This window comes from Seonamhaeicola sp. ABD4_340 (assembly GCF_056312135.1).
This window is the reverse complement of the sequence record NZ_CM149981.1, coordinates 2,381,156-2,405,994: the sequence shown is the minus strand read 5'-3', so window position 1 is coordinate 2,405,994 and position 24,839 is coordinate 2,381,156. Positions and strand designations below refer to the sequence as shown.

Below are 24,839 nucleotides of genomic sequence, written 5' to 3'. Positions count from 1 at the left end.
GAAAAATTATGAGTGCAAAAGCAGATAATAAAAATCAAGAAATAGTTAAAAGCGTTTTTACCAGCTTTTTAGAAAGTAACGGGCACAGAAAAACACCTGAGCGTTACGCTATACTTCAAGAAATCTATAACAACGAAGAACATTTTGATATAGAATCTCTATATCTAAATATGAAAAACAAAAAATATAGAGTTTCTAGAGCAACATTATATAACACTATTGAACTACTTTTAGAGTGCGGTTTGGTTAGAAAACACCAGTTTGGGCAAAGTCAGGCGCATTATGAAAAATCGTATTTTGATAAACAACATGACCACGTTATTTTAACTGATACTGGCGAAGTTATAGAGTTTTGCGACCCAAGAATACAATCAATAAAAAAAACCATAGAAGAAGTTTTTGATATAGAAATAAACAACCATTCGCTTTATTTCTACGGAAACAGAAAATCAACTAAATAACTACTTTTTTACAATGGCAGTAGATTTACTACTAGGACTACAATGGGGAGACGAAGGCAAAGGAAAAATTGTTGACGTATTAACTAACAACTACAACATTATAGCACGTTTTCAAGGTGGCCCAAACGCAGGACACACCTTAGTTTTCAACGGCAAAAAACACGTTTTACACACCATACCATCAGGTATTTTTCATGATGATGCTACTAACTTAGTTGGTAACGGCGTTGTAATAGATCCTGTTATTTTTAAAGGCGAATTAGATAAATTAGCCGAACAAAATATAGACTACAAAAAATCACTTTTAATTTCGCGTAAAGCGCATATAATTTTACCAACACACAGGTTATTAGATGCCGCAAGCGAAGCTTCAAAAGGAAAAGCTAAAATTGGTTCAACACTTAAAGGTATTGGGCCAACTTACATGGATAAAACCGGAAGAAACGGCATTAGAGTTGGAGATTTAGAATTAGCCGATTGGAAAGAACGTTACAGAAATTTAGCCGATAAACATGAATCTATGATTTCGTTTTACAACGTAGACATAGAGTATAATTTAAAAGAACTAGAAGATGAATTTTTTAAAGCAGTTGATGTTTTAAAATCTTTAACCTTTATAGATTCTGAAGAATACATGTACCAAGCTCAAAAAAATGCTAAAACTATTTTAGCCGAAGGTGCTCAAGGCTCATTGTTAGATATAGATTTTGGCACCTATCCGTTTGTTACATCTAGTAACACTACAGCTGCCGGCGCTTGTACAGGTTTAGGCGTTGCACCAAACCAAATAGGCGAAGTATTTGGTATTTTCAAAGCATACACAACACGCGTTGGCTCAGGCCCATTCCCTACTGAATTGTTTGATGAAGATGGTGACACTATGGGGCGCGTTGGTAATGAATTTGGTGCTACCACAGGCCGTAAAAGACGTTGCGGTTGGTTAGATTTAGTAGCCCTAAAATACGCATGTCAAGTAAACGGTGTTACACAATTAAACATGATGAAAGCCGATGTGCTTTCTGGTTTCAAAACCTTAAAAGTTTGTACCGCCTACAAATACAATGGAGAAGTTATTAATCATTTACCTTACAATATTGAAGCTGAAAATGTAGAACCAATTTATACAGAAATTAAAGGTTGGGAAGCAGATTTAACCGAAATGAGTGATGCATCACAATTTCCAAAAGAATTAAATGATTATATAAACTTTTTAGAAAAAGCACTAGAAATTCCTATCACTATTGTTTCTGTTGGTCCAGACAGAAAACAAACTATTTTCAGGAAATAAATAAAAAAATTTTCATATTCACACACAAAAGACTACTTATTTAAGTAGTCTTTTTCTTTATATTTGTGATATGGGTGAATTGAACTTTGGGGAAGTCTACACCTCCAAATTATAACTTAAATTCTCTTGCTTGTGCTAATTTTGGTATTAAAATCGGAAATTTAGGTGGAATTCCTTTAAAATCCACAACAGTCAATTATGTAATGATTAAATATATAGCAGAATTTCATGGTCAAACTCCAGCCTATCTTGATTAGGAAATTAGATTAATGAATGAAACTTCTGAAATAAAAATGAATAAAACCAAAGGAAGTATTCCTTCTAAAAGCAATGAAACATGTCCATAACTTTAATCAATCGTATTTTATTTGTATTCTTTATCTTGGTTTATAATTGTAACAATATCAATTCTCAAACAATTAAAACAGAAAATATACAATTAATTAACAACTTTTTAGATGATCTTATCAACGATTCAATTCCTGCTCAAACCATTGTTGAAAAATTTTTATTTGTTCAATTGGATAAGGAAATTAGCGTTCAAAAGAAACTTACTTCAATAAGTAAATTTATCGAGAAAGCAAGAGAAGACAGTAAAAATGAAAAGAATTGGAAGATTGTTAATAATAGAGTTTTTAAATTAAACCATAAAGCCAGAAAAATTTATAAGTATAATAAATTTAAGCACTTAAATAAAGTAAATATAAATTTACCAGATAACGAAATAAATAACACTTATGTTTTACTAGATGGCAACTCAAAAGAGATTTTACAATATTTTTTGATAAAGAACGATAAAATATATTCGTTCAATTTATTTATTCAAGGCTCAGAAGCTTGGTTCTTTGATTATAATTAATCTACAAACGCTTCAAAAATAATTTGGAGCGTTTTTTGTTTCAACATAATGAAACGTAATAATAATCGTTATTTTTGCTGTAAATATTTTTTATTTTGAACAAGCAACTTCTTATATATTTTTTAATATTTCTTTGTAGCGTTTTTAATATTAACGCCCAAAGTAAAAAGAAAATTGAAATAAAATACGCCGGTAGATTAAACGTTGATGAAGTTAATTACCCTGGCGCTAGAATACTAACCAGAGACGACTCTCAACAAGTTCACGTTGGTCACGAAAGTATTGAGCTTTGGTGTGACAGAGCCATTCATTACGGCAACGAAAACTTTATTGAAGCCTATGGCAATGTAAGAATGAAACAAGCCGATACGGTAAACATGACATCTAAATACATTGAATACAGTGGTATTACACAATTAGCTTTAGCACGTGGCGAAGTTGTTTTAAAAGACCCAAAAACAACTATTTCTTCTGATACTATTTATTTTGACAGATTAAAACAAGAAGCTTTTTACCGAAGTAACGGTAAGGTTGTAAAAGATTCAACGGTTACAATTACCAGTAAAATTGGTAGGCATTACATGCAAGAAAACAAATTTAAATTTGTTGAAAATGTTGTTTTGGTAAATGATAGCTCTACTATAAACTCTAATTATTTCGATTATTATTCTGACACTGGTCATGCTTACCTTTTTGGGCCATCAACCATTACAACCCCAGAAAGTAAAACCTACTGTGAAAAAGGATTTTATGACACTGAAAACCAAGTGGGTTACGCCTTAAAAAACGCGCGTATTAATTATGATAATCGTATTATAGAAGGTGATAGTTTATACCTTGACAATGCCAAAAACTTTGCATCGGCATCAAACAATATAAAAGTTACAGACACACTTAACCACAGCATTATAAAAGGGCATTATGCCGAAGTTTTTAAAGGTGAAGAAAAAGATTCTGTTTTTATAACAAAAAAAGCTTTAGCTATTACAGTTCAAGAAAATGATTCTATTTACATGCATGCCGATAAAATTATGGTTACTGGCAAACCTGAAAACAGAATTGTTAGAGCCTATTATAATGCTAAAATTTATAAATCTGATTTAAGCGGAAAAGCAGATTCTATTCATTCAAATCAAAAAACAGGTATTACAAAACTTATAAACTTGAGCAAATTTGGTACTTCCGATAGGTTTTCAGCAAAAAGAAAGCCCATTATGTGGAATGTAGAAAACCAAATGACTGGTGACACTATTCATTTAATATCAAACCCTAGAACAGAAAAATTAGACTCGCTTTTAGTGTTTGAAAACGCTTTTATAATAAGCAAAGATACCATTAGCGAAAACGGATATAATCAAATTTACGGCTTACGCTTAAAAGGCTTATTTAACGAACAAAACCAATTAAGGCAAGTTGATATTACCAAAAATGCAGAATCTATATTTTATGCCAGAAACGATGAGCAAGAATTAATAGGCATAGATAAAGCAAAAGCTGGAAGTATTAACATACTTTTTGATGAAGGCGCTATTGAGGAATACACAAGATACAATCAAGTAGACGGTACACTTACACCAGAATCTCAGTTTAAAGAACGCGATAAAAAGCTACGAGGTTTTGATTGGCGAGAAACAGAACGACCAACAAGTGTTGAAGATTTGTTTAAAGATGACCCGCCACTAAAGTTGCCAAAAATAAAAGGATTAGCAGATTATGAAGCACCTAAAGATTTTTTTGATGAAGCGTTAATTGAACGTATTAATCAAGCGGGAAATAGGGCTTCAGAAAATATCATCCTAAAAAAAGCAGATTCAAAAAAAGATAAGTTAAAACCAAAACAGCTTAAAAAACAAATTTAAATACAAAAACTACTTTAAAATAAAACAATACTAGTCGAATGGTTCTCCTCAGTTAAACTACACAAAAAAATTAATTTTGCTACAAAAAGATGTATAAAAACTTCCTAAAACACCAAGCACAAACCTCTCCGCATCCTTTAGCCATGGAAGTTTCGCATGCAAAAGGATCATACATTTACAATACAGAAAATAAAGCTTTTCTAGACTTTGTTGCAGGTGTTTCAGCTACACCACTTGGGCACAATCACCCAAAAGTTGTTAGCGCAATTAAAAATCAATTAGACAAATATTTACACGTAATGGTTTATGGCGAATACATACAAGCGCCTGCCGTTAAACTAACTAAACTATTAGCAAATAATTTACCTAGCTCTTTAAACAAAACATATTTAACCAATTCTGGTACCGAAGCTATTGAAGGTGCTTTAAAACTAGCCAAACGTGCAACAGGTAGAAGCCAAATAATTGCTGCAAATAAGGCCTACCACGGCAACACCATGGGATCAATGAGTGTTATGGGTTATGAAGAACGCAAACAAGCCTTTAGGCCATTATTGCCCGATGTATCATTTATAAATTTCAATTCTGAAAAAGATTTAGAACAAATTACAACCAAAACAGCCTGTGTAATTTTAGAAACCATTCAAGGTGGTGCAGGTTTTATTGAACCCAAAAACAACTATTTAGCAAAGGTTAGAAAAAAATGCAATGCTGTTGGCGCTTTATTAATTTTAGATGAAATTCAACCAGGCATTGGCAGAACAGGAAAACTATTTGGTTTTGAGCACTACAACTGCATTCCAGATATTTTAGTTACAGGAAAAGCTTTAGGTGGCGGTATGCCCATTGGTGCTTTTACAGCATCTGGCAAACTCATGGATTTACTTATGGACAATCCTAAACTTGGGCACATAACAACCTTTGGTGGCCACCCGGTAATTGCAGCATCGGCATTAGCAACACTTAAAGAAATAACCCAAACTAACTTAATAGCACAAACACTAGATAAAGAAAAACTTTTTAGAAAACTACTTATTCACCCATTGATTAAAGAAATTAGAGGCAAAGGCTTAATGTTAGCTTTAATTACAGATTCTGCCGAAATTACCAATCAATTAATACTAAAATCTCAAGACGAAGGTTTAATATTATTTTGGCTTCTTTTTGAACCTAAAGCTGTAAGAATTACACCGCCTTTAACCATTTCTGAAGAAGAAATAAAAAAAGGCTGCAGTATTATTATCAACGTTTTAAATAGTTTATCAAATTAACAGCACACCTTAAAAATCTGAATATCAGAAAACAAACACAAAAAACACCAATAAACAAACCTGTTCATTACTTTGTTAAAAACATTTACAGCAATTTTCAAAATTAAACCAATAGAAGTTTAAATTTATTAGTGTAGAAATTTACAAATGTGCTTATGGAGTTTAGTCAAGAAGACAACCACAATTTGCCGCTTACCAAATTTGAATCAATGTTGAAAACAAATCATGTGTTTTTCTTTGATTCTGAAGAATTTGAAAACATTATTCACCACTACCTCAACCAAGGCAAAATAGCCTTAGCAAAAAAAGCCATAAAACTAGGGTTAGATCAACACCCAACCTCTGTTAATTTAAAACTTTTCAAAGTTGAAGTTTATGTTTTTGAAGATAAACTTTTGGAAGCAGACACATTACTTAATGAGTTGTATAGTTTAGACCCCACAAATGAAGAAATTTACATTCAAAAGGCAAATATATTTTCAAAAAAAGACAATCATACTAAAGCAATTAAAGTATTAAAAAAAGCCTTAGAACTCACTGATGATGCCGTAGACCTATACTCACTTATAGGTATGGAGTATTTATTTTTAGATGAATATGAAGAGGCAAAAACTTATTTTATGAAATGTTTAGAAGAAGATATTGAAGACTACTCAGCACTTTACAACATAATTTATTGCTTTGAGTTTTTAAATCAAAATGAAGATGCTATTTCATACTTAAACATATTTTTAGATAAAAACCCGTATTCTGAAGTAGCATGGCATCAATTAGGCAAACAATACTTAACGCTAAAAAAATACAAAAAAGCACTAGCTGCCTTTGATTTTGCCATTATTTCAGATGATAGCTTTGTAGGCGCATACCTTGAAAGAGGTAAAGTTTTAGAACACTTAAAACGCTATGAAGAGGCTATTGAAAACTATACCATTACTTTAAAGCTAGAAGATCCAACATCGTTTGCCCTTTTGCGCATTGGCTCTTGTTATGAAAAACTTAAAAATTATGAACTTGCTGTACAATATTACTACAAAACGGTACACGAAGACCCATTGTTAGACAAGGGTTGGATTGCCATTACAAAATTTTACAACAAGCAAAAAAACTATCAAAAAGCTTTATATTACATAAATAAAGCTATCAATATAGATTCTGAAAATGTAGCTTATTGGAAATTATATTCGCAAATAAATCAACGATTAAATTTTATTGAAGAAGCCGAACGTGGCTTTAAAAAAACCTTAGATTTAGGTAATTATGAGTTAAGCACGTGGTTATCAAGAGGCGATTTACTTATACAATTAGGTGAAGCCGAAGCAGCTATTTATAATTTTGAACAAGCCATGGAATTTTATCCTGAAAATGCAGAACTAGAATATAGGCTTGCAGGCTTATATTTCAAATTAAATGAAAATGATAAAGGCAAATTTCATTTAAAAAACGGACTTAAATTTAACCAAGAGTTTTCATTTATAATAGATGAACTTTTTCCTGATGTTTCAAACAGAATTGTTGTAAAAAACATAATAAAACAAACCTTATAACAAAACCTTTAACTAAAATGTATACCTTTGGTTTTGTATAAAAAACCAAACAAATGCAAAGACGTTTTACAGACTATCTTATAATTTCTCTAAAAGGTATTGCCATGGGCGCTGCCGATGCTGTTCCGGGTGTTTCTGGCGGCACAATTGCTTTTATATCTGGTATTTACGAAGAATTAATTGCTACTATTAGCAATATAAAACCACCGCTTTTTAAAACGCTTTTTAAACAAGGCCTTAAACCGTTTTGGCAACAAGCAAATGGCAACTTTATATTAGCCTTAATGTGTGGTATTATAGTAAGTTTTGTATCTTTTATGAAATTAGCAAAGTTCCTTTTAGAAAATCATCCAATACTCATTTGGTCGTTTTTCTTTGGGTTAATAATTGCCAGTATTTATTTTGTTGGTAAGCAAATTACAAAATGGAATGCAAGTACAGTTATAGCTTTAATAGTTGGTGCTGTTGCTGCTTTTTATATTTCATCATTACCTTCAATGGAAAGCTCAACGAGTGATTATTTTTTATTTTTTGCGGGGTCTATAGCCATTTGTGCCATGATTTTACCCGGTATTTCAGGATCTTTCATTTTAATTATTTTAGGCGCTTATAAAACGTTAAGCAACGCTATACATGATTTTGATGTAAAAAAACTAATCATTTTTTCTCTAGGTGCATTGGTTGGTTTATTAAGTTTTAGTCATGTTTTAAAATGGCTTTTTAAAAATTACCATAACGCTACCTTGGCGGTTTTAACGGGTTTTATATTTGGCTCATTAAACAAAGTATGGCCTTGGAAAAATACACTTACGTGGTACACAAACTCTAAAGGCGAAAAAACACCATTGCTACAAGAAAGTATTTCGCCATTTTCATTTGATGGTAATAACCAATTAGCATTTGCCATAGCTTTAATGCTAGTAGGCTTTTTCACCATTTTTATATTAGAAAAATTAGGTTCTAAAAAACAATAATGCAAAGTACCAGAACATTAACAGATAAAGTGTTTTTAATATTGAAAGGACTTGCTATGGGAGCTGCCAATAAAGTTCCTGGAGTTTCTGGTGGTGTTGTAGCCTTTGTGGCTGGTTTTTATGAAGAGTTTATTTATTCACTTCAAAAAATAAATGGCAAAGCTTTCAAGCTGCTATTTAATGGTAGGTTTAAAAGTTTTTACCAATACATAAACGGACGCTTTTTAGGCTTACTTTTCTTCGGAATGATTGTAAGCTACTTCAGTATTTCAAAACTTTTAGATTACCTAATTATCAATTACCAATTATACGTTTGGAGTGTTTTTTTCGGAATGATTATAGGCTCAATTTATTACATGAGTAAAGATTTTGAAGGTTGGTGTACAAAAGCATACATATCATTAACCATAGGTATTTTAATAGGTATTAGTATAAGTTTTTTAGATCCTGCCAGAGAAAACAACAACCTATTTTTTGTGTTTTTTTGCGGCATAATTAGTGTGTCTGGTATGACTTTACCAGGGTTTTCAGGCTCTTTCATTCTTATTTTACTTGGTAATTATGTATTGCTATTGGTAGACTCGGTTAATGCATTATATGACACACTATTTAATGTACTTTCTGCCGATTTTTCATTTATAAACAATCCGCAACGCATAAAAATGCTTAAAGTTTTAGCGGTGTTCACTTTAGGCTCTATAGTTGGTTTAGTAACATTTTCACATATATTAAATTACGTACTAAAACATTACCGCAACACAACAATTTCACTCTTAATGGGCTTTATTATTGGTTCTTTAGGCGTGGTTTGGCCTTGGAAAAAAACCAATTACAAAACCAATTTAAACGGTAATTTTATATTAGATTCTAACGGCGAAAAAATTATTGAAAACTACAAACGATTCATTCCTAACATAAACCAAGAAACACTTGTAGCTATTGCATTTATTGCCTTTGGCGTTATTATTGTTTTAGCTTTAGAATGGTACGGACAAAAAACTAGAAACGTAAAAACATGAACAAATTAGGACTCTTAGGAAAAAATATTTCATATTCATTTTCAAGAACTTATTTTAAAGAAAAATTTCAAAAAGAAAATATATCCAATACCACCTATGAAAATTTTGATATTGAAACTATAGAATTATTTCCTTCAATTTTAAAAAACACACAAGGTTTAAAAGGTATGAACGTAACAATACCTTACAAACAAGCCGTTATGCCCTTTCTAGATGATATTGATGAAAAAGCAGCAAAAATAGGTGCAGTAAACACCATTAAAGTCACAAAATCAGGTAAATTAGTTGGCTTTAATACCGATTGTTATGGCTTTGAAAAATCAATAAAACCACACTTAAAACCTCAACATAAAAAAGCATTAATTTTAGGCACAGGTGGAGCTAGCAAAGCCATTGCTTATACTTTAAATGAGTTGGGTATTGACTTTAACTATGTTTCTAGAAACATGCGTAAAGGCATAACTTTTACCTATGATACGCTTACCGAAAAAGATATTGAAAACCATTCAATAATAATTAATTGCACACCTTTAGGCACATTTCCAAACATTGAAGATTGCCCTAACATTCCGTACAACGCAATTACAAAAAACCACGTACTTTTTGATTTAATTTACAACCCCGAAGAAACCAAATTTTTAAACCATGGCAAACAAAAAGGCGCCACCATTATTAACGGTTTAAACATGCTGGAACAACAGGCTGAAAAAGCTTGGGAAATTTGGAATCTTACATTGTAAAACTTTAAATTCAGAATTTATTCATTGTAAATCTATTTATTAGTATATTTAGTGTTTAAAAGAATTGTTTTTTTGAACCTTAACATTTTTCAAAATGTCTGACACTAATAATCTACAAAACACTGAAGGAACCGATAGCAACATAAATAAAGAATCAACAGATGGTACTTTAGAAACCACTAATGTTGATGCTAATGAAACTTCAAACAATACTGAAACTGATGAAAATACAGATGACGATGTATTGAATGAAATTGAAGAATCGAATGCTGAAGATGCCGAAGACGAAGGCAATAAAGACAGACATAAAATTGCTGTAAAAGAATACGATTCCATGTCTTTAGAAGCCTTAGCTATAGAACTTGAAAACTTATTAAAAAACGAAAAAGTTCAAGCTATAAAATCGCATGTAGATACAATAAATGGTGTTTTTAAAACCAAATTTCAGGCGTTAATAGACGATAAAAAAGAAGAATTTATAAACGATGGTGGAAATGAAATAGATTTTTATTACACATCGCCGGTTCAAAAAAGGTTTAAACAAGCCTACAAAGATTACCGTAAAAAACTCAATGACCACTACCAAAACATTGAAAAAAACCTAAAAGAAAATTTAGCTAAAAAGCTAGAAATAATTGAAGAACTAAAAGGTTTAATTAATGTTGATGAAAACATAAATACAACATACAAACACTTTAAAGAGTTACAAGAACGCTGGCGGAATACTGGCCCAATTCCTAGAGATAAATACAACAATGCCTGGAATAGCTACCACCACCACGTTGAAATTTTTTATGATTTTCTTCACCTAAATAGAGATTTACGAGATTTAGATTTTAAGCACAACCTAGAAAAAAAGCTAAAAATAATTGAGCGCGCCGAAGAATTAGCCAAAGAAGAAGACGCCATGTATGCTTTTAGAGAACTGCAAGAGCTACATAAAATGTGGAAAGAAGAACTTGGTCCGGTTGATAAAGAACATAGAGAAACCATATGGGAACGCTTTAAAGCCGCCACCAAAGTTATAAATGACAAAAGGCAAGTTTATTTTAAAGAAATTGATAAAGTTTACGAAAAAAACTTAGAGCATAAACTTGAAATAATAGCTAATATTGATGCTATCACCAATCAAGACAATGTCAATACACACAATGCTTGGCAAAAGAAAATTAAGGAAATTGAAAAACTAAGAAACGATTTTTTCAATGCCGGTAAAGTGCCCATAAAAGTAAATGAAGATACGTGGGCAAAATTTAAAGAATCTGTTAGAACTTTTAACAGAAAAAAGAATGCTTTCTATAAAGATTTAAAAAAGGAACAATACACAAATCTCCAAAAAAAACTAGAACTTATTAAAATAGCTGAAGATAATAAGGATAGCGAAGATTATGAAGCTACAACGCCTTTAATGAAAAAAATACAAGCCGATTGGAAAAAAATTGGTCATGTACCAAGGCGTGATAGTGATAAAATATGGAAACAATTTAAAAACGCGTGTAACCACTACTTTGATAAATTACACGCAAGTAGAAATGCTCAAAACAAAGAAACTTTAGAAGCTTTCAACAAGAAAAATGAATTACTAAACACATTAAAAGATTTAAAATTAGAAGGCACTAAAGAAGAAAACATAGCGTTTTTAAAAGATAAAATTACCCAATGGAAATCTATTGGAAAAATACCTAATGATAAGCGTTATATTGAAGGAAAATTTCAAAAAACCATTGATGAATTATTTGCTTCATTAGAAATTGAAAAAAATGAGGTGGAAATGATTAAGTTTGAAAACAGACTTGATAATATTGATACTACTGAAAACACTAAAGATTTAGATAACGAACGTATTTTTATAAGAAAGAAAATTGATGAAGTTAAAGGTAAAATTAATCAGTTAGAAAATAACCTTCAATTTTTCACAAATGTTGATGATGATAATCCTTTGGTTAAAGAAGTTAGAAACAACATAAAATCTCATAAAGATGCTTTAAACGTATGGAAAAGTAAGCTTCAAAAAATTAAAAATCTTTACTAAAAAACAACATCATAAAAAAGGCTTTATAAAATGTAGCTACACTTTATAAAGCCTTTTTTAATTAATTCTATTTGTATAAAAAATCTATAAAGACACTTTAGTTCCTATAGCTTTTCCGTCAATAATATCAATAATGGTATTATCCTTTTTGCCGTTTGCAATAAAAGTAGGTATGTTTTTGGCTGCTGCTTGTTGCGCGTAATCAAGCTTTGAACCCATACCGCCTCTGCCCTCGCCTTCAACTTTGCCACTATCTTTAATATATTTACAAAGGTCTTCTTCTGGGCTAACATCTTTTACCAAACTACTGTCATCTTCTTCCGGGTGGCCGGTATAAAGTCCGTCAATATCAGTTAAAATAATTAATTTATCTGCATTTAATAATTGCGCTATTAAACTTGCAAGCTCATCATTATCAGAAAACATAGACATGGTTACTGATACAGCATCATCTTCATTTGCAATAGGAATAACCCCTTCAGAAAGTAAACCTTCGCAACAGTTAATCATGTTTTGTCTGTGAACACCAGGACTAAAATCGCGTTTTGTTGGTAATACTTGGGCACATTTCATACCATAATCATGAAAAATGTTGTAATACAAACGCATCATTCTAGGTTGCCCAATGGCCGAATATACTTGCCTACGTTGCGTATTATCTTCAATTTTAGATTTGCCAAGTACCTCTTTACCTGCTATTACAGAACCTGAAGACACTAAAATTGTCATAATATCGCGTTCATAAAGTTCGGCAATTTGTGATACTAAACGCTTTAAAACTGGTCTTACTATTCTGTTATCTTTGTTGGTCATAACATTAGTACCAACTTTAATAACTATTCTTTCTTTAATTTCTTTAGCCATTTTAATGTTCTTTACCTAACTCTACTGCACGATTAAATGCAGAAAAAGCAGCTTCTTTAATTAATGTGTTTACGTTATTATCTTCCATAGAATCTAGCGCAGCTCTGGTAGTTCCTCCTTTTGAAGCTACACGCTCCATCCATGAATTTGGTGATAAATTTGATTGGTTAAATAATTCTACAGCTCCTGTAAATGTTTGGCTTACAAGGGTTACCGAGTCGTTTTTTGAAAATCCCATTTGTAGTGCAGCTTCCATCATGCTTTGCATAAAATAAAACACGTAAGCTGGCCCACTACCTGAAATTCCTGTTGAGGCATCAATGAGTTGTTCTGTTGACACTTCAATAGATTTTCCTGTGGTATCTAAAAGGCTTTCAATGGTTAATTTTTCAATTCTTGACACCTCAGCCGAAGTAACGTATGATGTTAAACCTTTACCTATTTTAGCAGGTAAGTTTGGCATTGCCCTAACAACTTTATTTAAACCTGTTAGGTTTTTCATTGTTTCAATGGTAACACCTGCCATTATAGAGATTACTATTTGTTGTGGCTTTACTAAGGGTTGTATGGCTTTAAATACACTTTCGGCATGGTATGGCTTAACTGCCATAAAAATAATGTCTGCTTTTGGCACACAGTCTTCTAATTCTTTAAAAGCATCAAATTGTGACATTTGATCTAGTTCTTTTAATTTTTCTTCAGATTTATCTAAAACCATAATGTTTTTTTTCTTTAACAGTTTGGATTTAGACATGCCTTCGGCATACGTTAGGCCCATGTTACCGGCGCCAATTACTAGTATTTTCATTTGTTTATTTAGTTATTTGTTATTTTTGATTTTTTCTAAACAAATAAAACGCAGTCTCTACAGTCTTTTACTTTACCATAATACGTTTTACGATATTTGTGCAGTGTTTTAAAAGGCATTCCTAAAATGTGTTTTTTTATGTATGTAACTTGTGTAATTAATACACCCATACTTTTAGCATACCTTTGTTCTACTACTGTTCTTCTTTTAATTTTTATAATTCCCATGTTGTTTTTTTTATCTTTTTAATCGCATTTCAATATTTCTTGGTTTAAAACCATGTTTTTCAAAAAGCTCAATAACCTTACTATCTTTATGAATGTGAATTGCTATGTCTCCCTTGCAATACAGCAAAATATGTTTTACCAACATATCACCAATACCTTGTCTTCGGTACTCTTCTTTTACAGCTAAATACACTAATATGTTTTCAGCTAAATACTCATGCATGCCTGTTTTATTAACTACTGCAGCTGCTACAATAGCATTATTATGTTCTACCAAAAAAACAAAACCACCCAAACCCGATATTTCTTTAATAGCATACAAAATAGATTTGCGTATGGCCGTTTTAGTTTCTCTAAACTGGGCATAATTAGCTAATATAAAGTTGGTTACTTTATTAATTTCTATAATTGACAACTTTGAAAAAGCGTCAAAAGTTTTAATAATCATGTAATAATGGTATAACTATTAATGGCTGTAAAACATACCAAAAACCAAAGTGTTCAAATAACAAATAGACATGCAAAATTAGTTAACCACTTAAAACGGTTAACTAACATTACTTTAAGCACGTATGCTTAGAATAAATTGAAGTTTTTTAGAGCGAAGGTGGAATGAATTTATCTGATTGATTTCTAAAAACTAGAAAATTGAAGTTAAAAACTCTGGCGTTGCGCTTATTATGAATTTTGTTCATGGTGCAAATTTAGTAAAACACACCGCTTATAGCAAATTACTAATGTTAAGATGCTTATAAATTTTATTAAGAATAATTTTACAAAAAATTAAAGTTTTTTAGCCTCTTCCCAAAAAACATCCATTTCGGCAAGTGTCATGTCTTTTAAATTTTTGTTTAACTTTTTTGCTTTTTCTTCTAAATACTGAAACCTTTTTGTGAATTTTTTGTTGGTACGCTCTAAAGCATTTTCTGGGTTAATGTTTAAAAATCTTGCATAGTTTACCATAGAAAAAAGTACATCGCCAAATTCACTTTCCATAGCGTCTTTATCACCTGTTTTTATTTCTTCTTTAAATTCAAGAAGTTCTTCTTGTACTTTTTCCCAAACCTGTTCTGGTTGTTCCCAATCAAAACCAACACCTGCTACTTTTTCCTGTATTCTGTTAGCTTTCACTAGTGCTGGCAAACTTTTAGGCACACCTTGCAAGACACTTTTTTTTCCTTCTTTAAGCTTTAAATTTTCCCAATTGCGCTTTACATCTTCTTCGTTTTCAACAGTAACATCACCATAAATATGTGGGTGACGGTGTATTAATTTTTCACAAATTTCATTACATACATCGGCTATATCAAAATGTTTAGTTTCACTTCCTATTTTTGAGTAAAATACAATGTGAAGCAAAACATCTCCCAGTTCTTTTTTAACCTCTTCTAAATCATTATCTAAAATAGCATCTCCTAATTCATAGGTTTCCTCAATGGTTAAATGACGAAGCGTTTCCATGGTTTGTTTTTTATCCCATGGACATTGCGCTCGTAACTCATCCATTATGGTTAGTAAACGGTTAAAAGCTTTAAGCTGGTTTTCTCTAGAGTTCATTTTGATGTTTTTGTAAAAATAAAACTTTTGAAATACATTCAACACTTAATACCTTAAAACACAAATTAACATTTCTAAATAGAACTTAACTTTCTGGCATTGAATTTGTTTGTAACAAATTGGCAACTTTTACTACTAACTATTAAAAGCAAGTTAAATTAAAAGAAAAAAACATGATTATTAACAAAGGAACCCTAATTGTAGGAGCTATAATTGGTGCTGGCATTGGTGTTTTACTGGCTCCCGAAAAAGGTAAAATAACTAGAAATAAACTTACCAAAGAAGGTAAAGAAATTAAAGATCAAATTACTAAAGATTTTAATGAGGTAAAAGACGATGTTAGTAAAGCCGCAGAATCTGGTAAAGTAAAATTTAAGGAAGATTTAAAAGATTTCGCTTCAAAGGCTAGTTATAAAACCGAAAAGGCTATTACATTTTTAGAGAAACAATTAGCTATTTTAAAAGAGAAAAATAAAACGTTACAGCAAACAAGCTGAAAATTATTTATGGCTGATATGACTTTTACAACTATGAGACGCTGAATCAAGTTCAGCATCATAAATACTAATGTAAAACAAAAAATCCAACTCTCTTGAGTTGGATTTTTGTTTTATAGTTAAACCTGTTGGTTTTATAAACTAAGCATTTTGCTTTTTAATTAAATTTAATGCTGAACCTTCATTATACCATGCTATTTGAGCATTGTTATACGTGTGATTTAATTTTATGGTGTCTTTACTACCATTAGCATGAACAACTTCAACTATTAATTGCTTGTCTGGAGCAAATTCGTTTAAATCTAAGAAGTTAAACGTATCATCTTCTTCAATTAAATCATAATCGTTTTCATTGGCAAATGTTAAGCCTAACATACCTTGTTTTTTAAGGTTTGTTTCATGTATACGCGCAAACGATTTTACTATAACGGCAGCAACACCTAAATGGCGTGGTTGCATTGCAGCGTGCTCTCTAGAAGATCCTTCACCATAATTATGATCACCAACAACTACTGTTTTAATACCTTTTGCTTTATATGCACGTTGTACATCTGGTACACCACCATAATCTCCTGTTAACTGGTTTTTAACAAAGTTTGTTTTTTGGTTAAAAGCATTAACGGCTCCAATTAGTGTATTATTGGCAATATTATCTAAATGTCCTCTAAAACGTAACCATGGTCCTGCCATAGAAATATGGTCTGTTGTACATTTACCAAATGCTTTTATTAAAAGTTTAGCGCCTGTTAAAGTATCTCCAATAGGTTCAAAAGGCGTTAAAAGTTGTAAACGTTCAGAGTCGTCTTTTACTACAACATTTACGCCACTTCCATCTGCTACAGGCTCTAAATAACCATTTTCTTTTACCTCAAAACCTTTTGGTGGTAGTTCCCAACCTGTAGGTTCATCTAACATTACTTCTTCTCCGTTTTCGTTAATTAATTTATCGGTTAACGGGTTAAAATCTAAACGACCGGCAATAGCAATAGCTGCAGTTAACTCTGGCGATGCTACAAAAGCATGCGTATTTGGATTACCATCTGCTCGTTTAGCAAAGTTTCGGTTAAATGAGTGAACAATACTATTTTTAGGTGCATTTTTAGGATCTGAATATCTAGCCCACTGCCCAATACATGGTCCACATGCATTGGTAAAAATAGTAGCATCTAATTTTTCAAACACTTGCAAAATACCATCACGATCTGCAGTGTAACGCACCTGTTCTGAACCAGGATTTATACCAAATTCTGCTTTGGTTTTTAAATTTTTGTCTAAAGCTTGTTGTGCTATTGAAGCTGCACGCGATAAATCTTCATAAGATGAATTAGTACAAGACCCAATTAAACCCCATTCTACTTTTAATGGCCACTCATTAGAAACCGCCTTTTCTGTCATTGCTGCACCAACTTCAGTTGATAAATCTGGAGTGAATGGACCGTTTAATAAAGGCCCTAATTCAGATAAATTTATTTCGATAACCTGATCAAAATACTGTTCAGGGTTTGCATACACTTCAGGATCGGCTGTTAAATATTCTTTCACAGTATTGGCAGCATCAGCAACATCACTTCTGTCTGTGGCACGTAAGTAGCGTTCCATAGATTCATCATAACCAAAAGTTGAAGTTGTAGCACCAATTTCGGCACCCATGTTACAAATAGTACCTTTACCTGTACACGACATGGCTGTAGCTCCAGGCCCAAAATATTCTACAATAGCACCAGTTCCGCCTTTTACAGTTAGAATTTCTGCCACTTTCAAAATAACATCCTTAGGCGCTGTCCAACCAGATAATTTTCCTGTTAGTTTAACACCAATTAACTTTGGAAATTTAAGTTCCCAAGCCATGCCTGCCATAACATCAACTGCATCTGCTCCACCAACACCAATAGCAACCATTCCTAATCCGCCGGCGTTTACCGTATGCGAATCTGTTCCAATCATCATTCCTCCTGGAAATGCATAATTTTCTAGAACTACTTGGTGAATTATACCTGCTCCTGGTTTCCAAAACCCGATGCCATATTTATTTGAAACCGACTCTAAAAAATCAAAAACTTCACTACTTACACTATTTGCATGTTTTAAATCTTTTGCGGCACCTTCTTTGGCTTGTATTAAGTGATCACAATGTACTGTAGTTGGTACTGCTACCTTGGCTTTACCTGCTTGCATAAATTGCAATAAAGCCATTTGCGCAGTTGCATCTTGACAAGCAATTCTATCTGGGGCGAAGTCTACATAATCTTTTCCTCTAACAAACGCTTTGGTGGGCGTTCCGTCCCATAAATGATTGTATAATATTTTTTCAGATAATGTTAATGGTTTACCAACAATGTTTCGAGCAGCATCTACGCGCTCTGCCATTTTTGAATAAACGCCCTTAATCATATTAATGTCAAATGCCATAAATTCTTCTTTTTTTTTCTTAATTATATTCAAACTAAAATATTAAAAAAAAGTGATATAAGTAGCTGTTTTACTGATATACCACCTTAATTTAGATTGTGTTCAAGTTAATAAAATTTTGAAAAAACTATCATAAGAAAAGGTTAATAAAAAAGCCCGAATTAAAAAATTCGGGCTTTTCATTATAAATTATTATGACTTTTATGCCATTACTAATTGTTTTTGAGATGGCTTAAACTTGGTTAATACAATGCCATCTACTGCAGCTTCGTATTCTTCCATAGTTGGTGTACGACCAAGAATAGTTGATAATACTACAACTGGTGTTGATGATAATAAAGATTCGCCTTTTTTACCATCGGCATCTTTTACAACACGACCTTGGAATAAACGTGTTGATGTTGCCATTACTGTATCTCCAGGCTCAGCTTTTTCTTGGTTACCCATACAAAGGTTACAACCAGGACGCTCTAAATACAACATGTTTTCGTATTTAGTACGTGCAGCTGCTTTTGGTGCGTCATCGTTAAACTCGAATCCTGAGTACTTTTGTAACACTTCCCAATCACCTTCAGCTTTTAATTCATCAACAATATTGTATGTTGGTGGCGCTACAACTAATGGCGCTTTAAATTCTACTTTACCATGTTGAGCTTCGATATTTTTTAGCATTTGCGCTAAAATTTTCATATCACCTTTATGTACCATACAAGATCCAACGAAACCTAAATCTACTTTTTTAGTTCCGCCATAGTAAGATAATGGACGAATAGTATCGTGAGTATAACGTCTTGAAGGATCTTCGTTGTTTACATCTGGATCTGCAATCATTGGTTCTGCAATTTCATCTAAATCGATAACCACTTCTGCATAATATTTAGCATCTGCATCTGGCTTTAATGCTGGCTTAGAACCAGATTTAAGCTCTTCTATTCTGTTGTTTGCTTTATCTACTAAACCTTGTAACATTTGCTTTTCGTTATCCATACCCTTTTTAATCATGATTTGGATACGATCTCTAGCAATTTCTAAAGATTCGATTAACGTTTCTTCTTCCGAAATACAGATAGACGCTTTCGCTTTCATCTCTGCAGTCCAATCTGTAAATGTAAACGCTTGATCTGATGTTAATGTACCAATGTGTACTTCGATAACACGACCTTGGAATACGTTTTCGCCATCAAATTGCTTTAACATTTGCTGTTGCGTTGCATGTACCACATCACGGAAATCCATGAAGCTTCTCATGTTACCTTTAAACGTCACTTTTACAGACTCTGGAATTGGCATTGTTGCTTCACCAGTTGCTAAAGCTAATGCTACTGTACCAGAATCGGCACCAAAAGCAACACCTTTAGACATACGTGTGTGCGAATCTCCACCAATAATGATATCCCAATCGTCTACCGTAATATCGTTTAACACCTTATGAATTACGTCTGTCATTGCGTGATAATGACCTTTTGGATCACGACCAGTAATTAAACCGAAATCATTCATAAACTTCATTAAACGCGGAATGTTAGCTTTTGATTTGTCATCCCAAACTGAAGCTGTATGACAACCAGATTGGTAACCAGCATCTACAATTGGTGAAATTACCGTTGCAGCCATCATTTCTAATTCTTGAGACGTCATTAAACCTGTAGTATCTTGAGAACCTACAATGTTTACTTCTACACGAACGTTAGATCCAGCATGTAATGTTTTTCCTGATGTCGTACCAACTGCGTTTTTATTAAAGATTTTTTCTACTGCTGTTAACCCTTGGTTTTCTACAGTAATTTCTTTAGAAGCTGCGTACACTTGAGGAATTTCGATACCCAAAGCTTTACAAGCAAAGGTTTGTAATTTTTTACCAAAAACCACAGCGTAAGATCCACCAGCTTTGATAAACTCCATTTTTTGTGGTGTTAATGCTGTTGAAATATCTTTAAGCTCTTGATCTCCGTTATATAATTTTTTCTCTTTTGTATTAATTGTTAAAACCGTACCTGTTTTTACAGAATAAACCTCTTTTAATATTGGCTCGCCATCTGCATCTACAACTGTGTTACCGTTTTCGTCTTTTTGTTTTACCCAGTTTTTAAGGTCAATTCCAATTCCTCCTGTTACACCAACTGTAGTTAAAAAGATTGGTGCAATACCATTTGTTCCTGCAATTACAGGTGCAATATTGATAAATGGTACATAAGGTGATGATGGAATACCTGTCCATAATGCCACGTTATTTACACCAGACATACGAGATGATCCTACACCCATTGTTCCTTTTTCTGCAATTAACATTACTCGTTTATCAGGGTGTTGCTCTTTTAATGCCAACACCTCTTGTTGCATTTCTTTATTATGTTCGAAAATACATTGACCATGTAACTCACGATCAGAGCGTGAATGCGCATCTGCACCTGGTGATAATAAATCTGTTGAAATATCACCTACACCAGCAACATAAGTTACAACTTGAATTTCTTCTTGAACTTCTGGAAGTTTTGTAAAAAATTCTGCTTGCGCATAGCTCTCGATTATCTCTTTTGCAATTGGGCTACCAGCTTTCATTGCTTGTTCTAATCGATCGGTATCTGCTTCGTATAAAAATACTTGTGTTTTTAATACTTTGGCTGCAGCTTCAGCAATTGCTTTATCTTCGCCTAAAGCTAAATCCAAAAGTACTTCTACAGATGGTCCACCTTTCATGTGAGATAATTGCTCGAAAGCAAATTCTGTCGAAATTTCTTCAACAGTAGTTTCACCTAAAATAATTTCTTTTAAAAAATCTGCTTTTACACGTGCAGCACTGGTAGTACCCGGTAAAACGTTATATATAAAAAAGTTTAAAGAATCTTTTCTGTGCTCGTTATTTACATCTTTAATTTGAGCAATAATTTCAGATAACAATTCACTGCCATCAATAGGCTTAGGGTGTAGCCCTTGCGCTTTACGCGCTTCTATCTCCTTGAGATAATCATTATAAGTATTCATAAAAGAAATATTTCAATGTTTAAGTTGGGTTGAAACTGTTTACTTTTTGTTAAAAAAAGCTTCGCAAAATACGAAATTAATACAAAGATTTAAAAATAAACATGCGAATACAGTCACTTACAATACGTTTTAATTATAGTGGTATTTTAAAATAAAATGATTGCGATTTTAATATTTTGAAGCGCTTAATTTTAAGTTATTCACAAAAAATTAAGGGTTAAATTTTAAAATAAACTACTTATTATTTCATTTTCTGAAACACCCTCAGCTTCGGCTTTGTAGTTTTTTATAATTCTATGACGAAGAATACTGTGAGCAACAGCCTGAACGTTTTCAATATCTGGTGAAAATTTACCATGAATTGCTGCATGTGTTTTGGCTGCTAAAATTAAGTTTTGTGATGCTCTTGGGCCAGCGCCCCAATCTATGTATTGTTTAACTAAGTCTGCGGCAGTGTTACTATTTGGTCTTGTTTTACCAACCATTTTTACTGCATATTCTACTACATTATCGGCCACGGGAATTCGCCTAATAACTTCTTGAAATTTAGTGATTTCGGTTGCTGAAAAAAGTGAATTTATTACCGGTTTGTTATTGCTTGTTGTGGCTTTAACAACCTCTACTTCTTCTTCAAACGAAGGATATTCTAAATTTATTGCAAACATAAACCTATCTAACTGAGCCTCTGGTAATGGATATGTTCCTTCTTGTTCAATGGGGTTTTGGGTTGCTAATACAAAATAAGGTAAATTTAATTTATAATGATGACCAGCAACTGTAACGGCTCTTTCTTGCATTGCTTCTAATAAAGCTGCTTGTGTTTTTGGTGGTGTTCTGTTAATTTCATCGGCTAAAATGATATTAGCAAAAATGGGGCCTTTTACAAATTTAAAATGACGGTCTTCATCAAGAATTTCACTACCTAAAATGTCACTTGGCATTAAATCTGGTGTGAACTGAATACGTTTAAAATCTAAACCCAAAGCCTGTGCAATGGTGTTTACCATTAAGGTTTTTGCTAAACCAGGCACACCAATTAAAAGTGAATGCCCTCCTGAAAAAACTGAAATTAGTATTTGGTTTATTACCTCATCTTGACCAACTATAGCTTTTGCAATTTCTTGCTTTAATGCTTTATACTTTGTTACAAATTGTTCAATTGCTGCTACGTCAGACATATACTATTTTTTTAACCAGTTACTTGTATAGTTACAATCTCTATAAGTGCCGTTTATATTTATGTAGGTATCTGTTATTTTTTCAGACTGCCAATTGGCAATGGCTTTAAGCTTTTTTTCTTTTAATGCTAACTCTTTTATTTTTAAGAAATCTCTAGCATAATCTGCTTCATGCTCATCAATTCTATCGGTTACCATTAAAATTTTATATTTGGTATTACCTCTATTATCTTCATCTTTTAAAACCAAACTTACCTCGTTATCTTTTAAATTTTGAATTTGTGCATACAAGCCTGTATCCATTCTTGTTAATTCAAAATTATAATCTTGTGTTTCTGGGTTAATTAATTGGCCACCATCATTTTTTGTTTCCTTTTCATCACTGGCTTCTCTGGCAGCTTCGGCAAAAGTAATATCACCATCAATAATACGCTGTCTTACTTTTTCAAGGCGTTCTTTTGCTTCTTTTATAGCATCATTTGATACTTTTGGTTTTAAAAGTACGTGACTAACATCATATTGCTGACCTCTAATTTTTTGACAATATACAATGTGATAACCAAAATCTGTTTTAAAAGGTTCAGACACTTCACCTTCTTGCAAAGCGAAGGCTGCTTGCCTAAATTCTTTTACCATTCTTGGCTTTTTTCTATCTAAAGTATAAATGTAACCTGATTGCTTAAGCCCTGGGTCTTCACCATAAAGTACGGCTTTAGACCTGAAACTTGCACCCCTTTCCATAACATCTTCTCTAAAACCATTAAGTCTATCAATTATGCGTTGTTCTTCTTCCTCTGATACTTTTGGCTCTGCTACTATTTGTGCCACTTTTAACTCTGTACCAAATGATGGACGTTGGTTTTTTGGTATTTTATCAAAATATTCTCTTACCTCTTCAGGAGTAATTTCTATTGCTTCAACAATTTTAGCTTGCATTTTTGATGCTAACTGATTGTTTTTGTTGATTTCGAACATTTCATCTCTAAAACTTTGCTCGTCTTCCTTTTTATAATATTTAAGAAGCTTATCCATGTTTCCGCCAAAATATTGTAAAAATTGCTGAATTTGATAATCTACTTGACCTCTAATTTCGGCATCCGATACTTGAATACTATCTTGAATAGCATGATGTGCATAGAGTTTGTTTTCTAACAAAGAGCCCATTAATTCACAATCTGTTACACCATCAACGTTACCACCTGCTGCTTGAATTTGTTCTCTTTCTTTTGGAATATCAGACTCTAAAATGATAAAATCTCCCACTACGGCAGCAACTCCATCAACTTTTACAGATTGAAATGTTGATGAAACACTATCTGTTTTTTTAGTTGGTTTTGTTTCAACTTTATCTTCAATAATTTCTTGAGCAGATAGTACATTTACAGCTAAAAGCACTGTAAATAAAACCTTTAGGGTTTGTGTATTATTTATAAATTTCAAATTGTTTGTTTTTAATAGCATCTTTAGTAATATCTTTTTCTAACTGCCTAATAAGTTCTAGTTTTCGTTTATTAATAACTATTTGATCTATTGTAGGCTTTACATATTCTAGCGGCGCTGTATTATTTCTTAACAGCACGTCATTTATTTGCATCAAATATACTCCTAATGAATCTTTGAGTTGCACAAAATTAGATTTTTTTAACAATTCGTTTTTATTTTCTGCAGTAACTACTGGTATTTTATCAACCACCTGAGCTAACTTTATCCAAATAGAATCATTTAAAGAATAAGATGTAAACTGGATTGAAATAGAATCTAATTCCTGTTTATCTGTTTCATTAAAACGCTCAAACTTATCTTGTATATCTTTAAGGTTATTAATGTTTTCATTTACGTGAATGTACCTAAATTTAATTAAGTCTTCATTTAATTTAAATACCTCTTTATTATTTTCATAATACATTTCGGCTTCAGTAGTACTAACAACGGTGTCAATGCTACGTTTTACAAGTGCTTCCATGTAAGCTTTTGTGTATAAATCATTTTTATACTGGTTTACAAGTTTATTAAAAGCCTCTTGTTTTGTTTCGCTTAAATTAAGTTTGGCTCCATCAACTAACAGCTGTTGGGTTGCCCATTTATTTATGTAATTTTGAATGATAAGCGTGCTGTCTTGCGGGCTTGTTTCAGGCGAAACTAGATTTTTAATATCATCGTAATATAAATATGACTCATTAACTCTTGCTATAGCAGTTTGGGTATCTGTACTTTTAAAAAAGTTGCAAGACACTAAAAATAACACCATTAAAATTACTACAAACCTACTA

Annotated in this window: 21 protein-coding genes; 11 read left to right on the top strand and 10 right to left on the bottom strand. The window is 32.3% G+C overall.

Translation table 11 applies throughout. From position 1 onward, the window contains the following. Positions 1–8 precede the first annotated feature (8 nt). The 10 genes from ACYX4H_RS10370 (at position 9) to ACYX4H_RS10325 (ending at position 12,047) form a co-directional block, all read left to right on the top strand. A complete protein-coding gene (locus tag ACYX4H_RS10370) occupies positions 9–461 on the top strand; it encodes a Fur family transcriptional regulator (RefSeq protein ID WP_147131029.1) in 453 nt (150 codons plus the stop codon). A gap of 13 nt (positions 462–474) precedes the next feature. Then, on the top strand, positions 475–1,749 hold the full coding sequence (locus ACYX4H_RS10365; protein ID WP_476236170.1) for an adenylosuccinate synthase: 1,275 nt from the start codon (positions 475–477) through the stop codon (positions 1,747–1,749). 337 nt (positions 1,750–2,086) lie between these two features. After that, positions 2,087–2,608, top strand: a complete 522-nt coding sequence (locus ACYX4H_RS10360; protein WP_476236168.1) for a hypothetical protein — start codon at positions 2,087–2,089, stop codon at positions 2,606–2,608. 95 nt (positions 2,609–2,703) lie between these two features. Continuing rightward, positions 2,704–4,467: an OstA-like protein gene (locus tag ACYX4H_RS10355; protein ID WP_476236166.1), complete on the top strand. Its 1,764-nt coding sequence runs from the start codon at positions 2,704–2,706 to the stop codon at positions 4,465–4,467. An 89-nt stretch (positions 4,468–4,556) separates the two neighbouring features. Continuing rightward, positions 4,557–5,738: an aspartate aminotransferase family protein gene (locus ACYX4H_RS10350; RefSeq protein WP_476236165.1), complete on the top strand. Its 1,182-nt coding sequence runs from the start codon at positions 4,557–4,559 to the stop codon at positions 5,736–5,738. Between the two features lie 155 nt (positions 5,739–5,893). Further along, positions 5,894–7,282: a tetratricopeptide repeat protein gene (locus ACYX4H_RS10345; protein ID WP_476236164.1), complete on the top strand. Its 1,389-nt coding sequence runs from the start codon at positions 5,894–5,896 to the stop codon at positions 7,280–7,282. 53 nt (positions 7,283–7,335) lie between these two features. Continuing rightward, positions 7,336–8,256 (top strand): polyprenyl-phosphate transporter, encoded by a 921-nt coding sequence (locus tag ACYX4H_RS10340; RefSeq protein WP_476236163.1) that lies wholly within the window; start codon positions 7,336–7,338, stop codon positions 8,254–8,256. Further along, positions 8,256–9,275 (top strand): DUF368 domain-containing protein, encoded by a 1,020-nt coding sequence (locus ACYX4H_RS10335; protein ID WP_476236161.1) that lies wholly within the window; start codon positions 8,256–8,258, stop codon positions 9,273–9,275. The genes ACYX4H_RS10340 and ACYX4H_RS10335 overlap by 1 nt, the downstream gene beginning before the upstream one ends. Next, positions 9,272–10,015 (top strand): shikimate dehydrogenase family protein, encoded by a 744-nt coding sequence (locus ACYX4H_RS10330; RefSeq protein ID WP_476236160.1) that lies wholly within the window; start codon positions 9,272–9,274, stop codon positions 10,013–10,015. Before ACYX4H_RS10335 ends, ACYX4H_RS10330 begins: the two co-directional genes overlap by 4 nt. A gap of 94 nt (positions 10,016–10,109) precedes the next feature. Then, positions 10,110–12,047, top strand: coding sequence for a DUF349 domain-containing protein (locus tag ACYX4H_RS10325; protein ID WP_476236159.1), 1,938 nt, complete (start codon positions 10,110–10,112; stop codon positions 12,045–12,047). Between the two features lie 84 nt (positions 12,048–12,131). On the opposite strand, the gene proB is transcribed toward ACYX4H_RS10325, so the two are convergent. The 5 genes from proB to mazG form a co-directional block, all read right to left on the bottom strand. Further along, positions 12,132–12,911 carry a glutamate 5-kinase gene (proB, locus tag ACYX4H_RS10320; protein WP_476236158.1) on the bottom strand — a complete coding sequence of 260 codons (780 nt, stop codon included), beginning with the start codon at positions 12,909–12,911 and terminating at the stop codon, positions 12,132–12,134. 1 nt (position 12,912) lies between these two features. Next, positions 12,913–13,719: a pyrroline-5-carboxylate reductase gene (gene proC / locus ACYX4H_RS10315; protein WP_475294130.1), complete on the bottom strand. Its 807-nt coding sequence runs from the start codon at positions 13,717–13,719 to the stop codon at positions 12,913–12,915. Between the two features lie 35 nt (positions 13,720–13,754). Continuing rightward, positions 13,755–13,946 (bottom strand): hypothetical protein, encoded by a 192-nt coding sequence (locus tag ACYX4H_RS10310; protein ID WP_475294131.1) that lies wholly within the window; start codon positions 13,944–13,946, stop codon positions 13,755–13,757. A 10-nt stretch (positions 13,947–13,956) separates the two neighbouring features. Then, on the bottom strand, positions 13,957–14,394 hold the full coding sequence (locus ACYX4H_RS10305) for a GNAT family N-acetyltransferase (protein ID WP_476236157.1): 438 nt from the start codon (positions 14,392–14,394) through the stop codon (positions 13,957–13,959). Between the two features lie 335 nt (positions 14,395–14,729). After that, a complete protein-coding gene (gene mazG / locus ACYX4H_RS10300; RefSeq protein ID WP_476236156.1) occupies positions 14,730–15,503 on the bottom strand; it encodes a nucleoside triphosphate pyrophosphohydrolase in 774 nt (257 codons plus the stop codon). A gap of 173 nt (positions 15,504–15,676) precedes the next feature. Here mazG and ACYX4H_RS10295 point away from each other — a divergent pair, with 173 nt between their 5' ends. Further along, on the top strand, positions 15,677–16,000 hold the full coding sequence (locus ACYX4H_RS10295; RefSeq protein WP_476236155.1) for a YtxH domain-containing protein: 324 nt from the start codon (positions 15,677–15,679) through the stop codon (positions 15,998–16,000). Between the two features lie 141 nt (positions 16,001–16,141). On the opposite strand, the gene ACYX4H_RS10290 is transcribed toward ACYX4H_RS10295, so the two are convergent. From ACYX4H_RS10290 to ACYX4H_RS10270, 5 genes are all read right to left on the bottom strand, one after another. After that, entirely contained in the window at positions 16,142–18,409 is a 2,268-nt protein-coding gene (locus ACYX4H_RS10290) for an aconitate hydratase (RefSeq protein ID WP_476236154.1), read from the bottom strand. Between the two features lie 201 nt (positions 18,410–18,610). Then, entirely contained in the window at positions 18,611–21,391 is a 2,781-nt protein-coding gene (locus ACYX4H_RS10285; RefSeq protein ID WP_476236153.1) for a bifunctional aconitate hydratase 2/2-methylisocitrate dehydratase, read from the bottom strand. Positions 21,392–21,615: 224 nt separating this feature from the next. Next, positions 21,616–22,569 (bottom strand): AAA family ATPase, encoded by a 954-nt coding sequence (locus ACYX4H_RS10280; RefSeq protein WP_476236152.1) that lies wholly within the window; start codon positions 22,567–22,569, stop codon positions 21,616–21,618. A 3-nt stretch (positions 22,570–22,572) separates the two neighbouring features. Then, the gene (locus ACYX4H_RS10275; protein ID WP_476236150.1) at positions 22,573–24,009 is read right to left on the bottom strand and encodes a peptidylprolyl isomerase; all 1,437 of its coding nucleotides are present in this window, start codon (positions 24,007–24,009) and stop codon (positions 22,573–22,575) included. Then, the gene (locus ACYX4H_RS10270; protein ID WP_476238658.1) at positions 23,993–24,817 is read right to left on the bottom strand and encodes a peptidyl-prolyl cis-trans isomerase; all 825 of its coding nucleotides are present in this window, start codon (positions 24,815–24,817) and stop codon (positions 23,993–23,995) included. The genes ACYX4H_RS10275 and ACYX4H_RS10270 overlap by 17 nt, the downstream gene beginning before the upstream one ends. Between the last annotated feature and the right edge of the window lie 22 nt (positions 24,818–24,839).